This is a genomic window from Deferribacterota bacterium (genome assembly GCA_034189185.1).
Taxonomy (GTDB): domain Bacteria; phylum Chrysiogenota; class Deferribacteres; order Deferribacterales; family UBA228; genus UBA228.
In genome coordinates this window covers 1-4,909 of sequence record JAXHVM010000138.1, presented here as the reverse complement: position 1 = coordinate 4,909, position 4,909 = coordinate 1, and the positions used below count along the sequence as shown (strand labels likewise).

Annotated in this window: 3 protein-coding genes; 2 read left to right on the top strand and 1 reads right to left on the bottom strand. The window is 30.3% G+C overall.

Going from position 1 to position 4,909, the window contains the following annotated elements:
- On the top strand, nucleotides 1-1,821 hold a 1,821-nt coding region (locus tag SVN78_08455), incomplete at its 5' end, for a hypothetical protein (protein MDY6821636.1).
- Nucleotides 1,822-2,321: 500 nt separating this feature from the next.
- Here the strand turns inward: SVN78_08455 and SVN78_08450 are convergent.
- Nucleotides 2,322-4,466, bottom strand: coding sequence for an acetate--CoA ligase family protein (locus tag SVN78_08450; protein ID MDY6821635.1), 2,145 nt, complete (start codon nucleotides 4,464-4,466; stop codon nucleotides 2,322-2,324).
- 105 nt (nucleotides 4,467-4,571) lie between these two features.
- Here SVN78_08450 and SVN78_08445 point away from each other — a divergent pair.
- Nucleotides 4,572-4,909, top strand: a 338-nt coding sequence (locus SVN78_08445) for a hypothetical protein (protein ID MDY6821634.1), incomplete at its 3' end; no start/stop codon positions are given.

Here is a 4,909-nt window from a genome sequence, read left to right as displayed (position 1 = left end):
GGTGTTGTAACAAATGGTATTTATGATATGTGGTGGCATGGTGGGCTAAGGCCTGCTCCATATTACCACAATCAAATTGGTATATTAACAGAGGCTGCAAGAGTGAATATAGCGTCACCTGTATTTATAGATTTTGATGAACTTATTGGAAGGAGAGGTATTCCCTCCACACAAGAAAGATATATAAATTTTACAGATGTATGGGAAGGTGGAGAATGGCATTCAAGAGATATTGCAAAATATGAAGAAGAGACACTTAGATCGATTATTGAGGTAAGTGTAAAATATAGAAAGGATTTTATAAATAGGTTTTATGATAGGAATGTAGATGCCATTGAAAAAGGGCAAACTGAGCCTCCTTATGGTTATATATTTAATATTGATAGAAATGATAGAAGTAAGCTTCTTTGGTTAATGGAGGTATTAAACTTTCAAGGTATTGAGCTATATATTACAAAAGATACCATAAATATAGGTGATGATATATTTCCAGCTAATTCATTTATAGTACTTTCTTCTCAACCTCAAAGACCCAATGTTTTAGCTCTTTTAAGCAAGCAAGAGTATCCCCCAAGATTTGTTTACCCCGATGGGCCTCCTGAGCCCCCATATGATATTGTCTCATGGAATCTTATACAACAAATGAGCTTAGAAGCAAAACAATTAGGGCAGCCTTTACCTGAGTATATTGAAGAAAACTTAATTAAAATTAAACCTTCATCAAATTTAAATTTATTACTTAATAATAAGGATAATCTTAAAAATAGACGTATAAACTTTTTAAATAAACTTAATGATAATGGTATAGATTTAACTGGCAAAGTTGTTGGTCATGCTAGTGAAGGTGGAGGTTATATTTTTTCACCAGCAAATGACAATTACGCGGTGGTTATTAATAGACTAAGAGAAAAGGGGTATAATGATATATATTTTACAGCTTATAGGGTTAGGTATGAAGATAAAGTTTTTCCTGTTAATACTTGTGTTGTTTCATATAGTAAAGAATTGCATAATAATTTAGAAAGTCTTGCAAAGGAACTTTCAATTAACTTCTATGCTATTAGTGGTATTGATCAGCTTACATTGAAAAAGGCTAGCAAAAAAAAGGTTGCTTTATATGAAAGTTATAATGAGAATTACCCAACGGGATGGCTCCAATTTGTGTTAGATGCTTTTGAGTTTAAATACAGCATTGTACATAATAAAGATATAAAAGAGGGTAATTTAAATAGCAAATATGATTTAATTCTTTTTGGCAGCGAATCTTATGAAGATATAATGAATGGTAGAGATGCTGATAGGTATTTAGATGAGTACGCAGGTGGCATCGGTAAAGAGGGCCTAAATAATGTAAAAGATTTTTTAATAAATGGTGGAAAACTCTTACTAATTGATGAAGCAAGTGATTTAGCTATTAAAGGTTTAAAAGTGCCCGTAAAAAATATCCTTGACAATGTAAGTGAGAGTGAGTTTTATTGTCCAGGTTCTATTTTAAATATGCACATAGAAGATCTAAATAATAATTTATTTGCTGGTTATAGCAATGAGAATATATTTGCTTATTTCAAGTTTAGCCCTACCTTTGAATTATTAGATGATAAAAATATAGATGTTTTAGCTACTTGGCCACAAAATCCTGATGATATTTTAGCTTCTGGTTGGATCTTAGGTGAGGATTTGATAAGTGGGAAGTCAGCTATCTTAGATGTTAAGTATGGAGAAGGTGATATTATAATGACTGCTTTTGATGCAGTTCATAGAGGTCAACCACATGTAACATTTAAATTACTCTTTAACGCTATTCTAAATAAAATTAAGTAGCCTATGATGGAGATTGCGTGATCTGCTGAACTATTTATTGACAACAGTGATTAATGCAAATTTATTAGATCAAAATTAGTATTCAGTTTTTTAGTATTTTTAACGCATAAAACCAACCCAAATATATATGCTTGGAATAATCTTTTTTACATAAATACCCCTTTATACTTTAATTTATTTTGGCTAAATATGTTATTTAATTTTTTATAAAGCAAAAAATATTGAATATTTCTAAATAATATTTTCAAACCTACATTTGGTATTTATAAAAAATGCATGATCCTTGTGTTAATAGTTTTATTATTATTTGTATTATCTATTTTGTATAAGAAAAACTAGCCTTTTTAAGGCCATTAATAATATATTTATTACCATAAATGTATCTCAGATTAATGTATCTTTAAAATTTTTTGTGAACATTTATGCTTAGTATATTTAAAAACAATAAAACTATAAACAACCCAACATCTCTTAGTGTGCTCATTTAAATAATCCCTACATTAATCTCTTCTTAATAAAATTCTACTATCAACAGCTATGCAGCCCTTGCCTTTTGAAAATACCATTAATGGATTAATATCAATCTCACTGATATAACTTATGTCACATAACATTTGGGATAGCTTCATAATTGTATCAACAATAGCATCAATATCTGAAGGCAATATGTCTCTAAATCCTTTTAATAATTTATAACACTTAGTGCTCTTTATCATTTCCATAGCATCGAATTTTCTAAGAGGGGCTAATTTAAACGATACATCTTTAAACAATTCGACATATGTTCCTCCTAGGCCAAACATTAAATAAGGTCCTAATGCATTATCTTTACCACCACCAACAATTACTTCTATACCTTTCCCTACCATTTTTTGAACATAAATGCCTTCTATTATAATATCCTCTTTAAATTTTTTAGCATTGTTAATGATTTCATCAAAAGCAGTCAAGGCTTCGTTCTCATTTTTTATACCAATTTTTACACATCCTGCGTCAACTTTATGTACAATATCTTTAGAAATAATTTTCATAACGCACGGATAACCAATTGTATTTTTTATTTTGACCACATCATCTTTTTTCACTGCAACTAACGCTGGAGCTACTGGCACATTATAATATTTTAATAGTTCATCAGCCTTCTCTTGCGTTAGAAACACACACCTTTCTTTACCTAAATGTTTATTAATCAATGTATTGCATTCTTTTTCATTGACGCTTATTTTTAAGATTGTTGTATCTTGCTTGTTTGCTAAATCTTTAAATTTAACCATTTTTGAAACTGATAATGCTGCTTCTTCGGGATAAGCAAAATTATATATATTATTATGTTTTAAATATTCAACAGCTTCATTTACAATGGAATTGCCCATAAAAGAGGTTAATATTGTTTTGCTATGTTTTTTATAAACATCTGGCAAGATTTTTGCGATTTCTAAGGGTTTTGTCATAAATTGAGGTGTTAATAGAATATGCACGCCATCAACTTGATCATCCTGCAAAAGAATTTCTAAACTTTTTTTATAACGTTCAGCAGTTGCATCACCGAGAATATCTATCGGGTTTTTTAAGCTTGCTTCAGCGGGTAGCGAATATTTTAACTTGTTTAAAGAAGACTCACTTAATTCTGCCATTTTTATTCCATTCTCAACAAAGGCATCAGTACTAATAATTCCAGGGCCCCCTGCATTTGTTAATATAACAAACCTGTTATTTATAGGCACATTTGTGTTAACAAATAGTTTTGCAACATTAAACATATCCTTAACTTTATCTACTCTTATAATACGCGCCTGTTCAAAAAGTGCTTTATATAGATTATCAGAACCTGCAAGTGACCCAGTATGAGAAGAAACAGCTCTTGCAGCTTCTTTTGATCTTCCAGCTTTCAAAACCAAAATTGGTTTATGTTTATTCCACACTATGTCATTACATACGTTAATAAACTCATCTCGTCTTTTAACATCTTCTAAATACATTATAATTATTTTTGTAGCATCGTCGTCTTTTAAATAGTTAAGCAAATCAACCTCATCAACATCTGATTTGTTACCATAACTGACAAATTTTGAAAAACCTAATTTCTCTTGTGTTGCATAGTCCAAAACTGCTGTACAAAGAGCTCCTGACTGAGAGAGAAAGGCAATCTCACCATTTTCTGGCATAGCATTACCAAAGGTTGCATTTAATTTCACATGTTCATCTGTATTTATAACACCTAAGCAATTTGGCCCCATTAACCTTACATCATTTTCTTTTATTAACTTTTTTATTTTGTTTTCTAACTTTTTCCCTTCATCACCTATTTCCTTGAAGCCTGCTGTTATAACAACTATAGCTTTCACCTTCTTTTCTATAACCTCTTTAACGGATGTTAAAACATAGGTTGCTGGAATTGCAATAACTGCCAAATCGACATCGTTCTCAATTAAATTTATAGATTTATAAGCCTTTAACCCTTGAACAAAATCCTTGTTTACATTAACAGGATAAACAGAACCCTTAAAACCTGACTGCAAGATGTTATGAAGAACAGCATAACCAACACTATCTTCTTTCTCACTTGCTCCAATCACAGCTACTGATTTAGGATTAAAAAACGCCTCTAATGAATTAGCAACAAAGCGGTTTTTTACTTCAAACATTTTTACCTCCAAAAACACTAAAACAAATTAATAATTTAATTTATATAGTTTTCTTGTTTTAATGTAAACGATAAATTATAATAATAATAAATAGGAGGTAAATATATGAATAACATTACAAGAAGATATTTTTTACAGTTATCAGCAGGACTTGCAAGTACATTATATATCTCTCCCTTCAATATCTTAAAAGCTTCTGAAACAAAGAAAAACAAAATATTAATCTCAAGAACATTAGGTAAAACAGATTGGGAGGTTAAACAACTTAGCTTAGGCGGTCAAGCATCCTTACAATGGACAAGGCAAGGCATTGATCCCGTTGAGATAATTTTAAAAGCAATAAATAGTGGCATTAATTATTTAGATACATCAAATGTTTATGGTCCTAGTCAACAAAATTTCGGGAAGGCTTTTAAACAATTAAATTTAATACCTGGTACAAC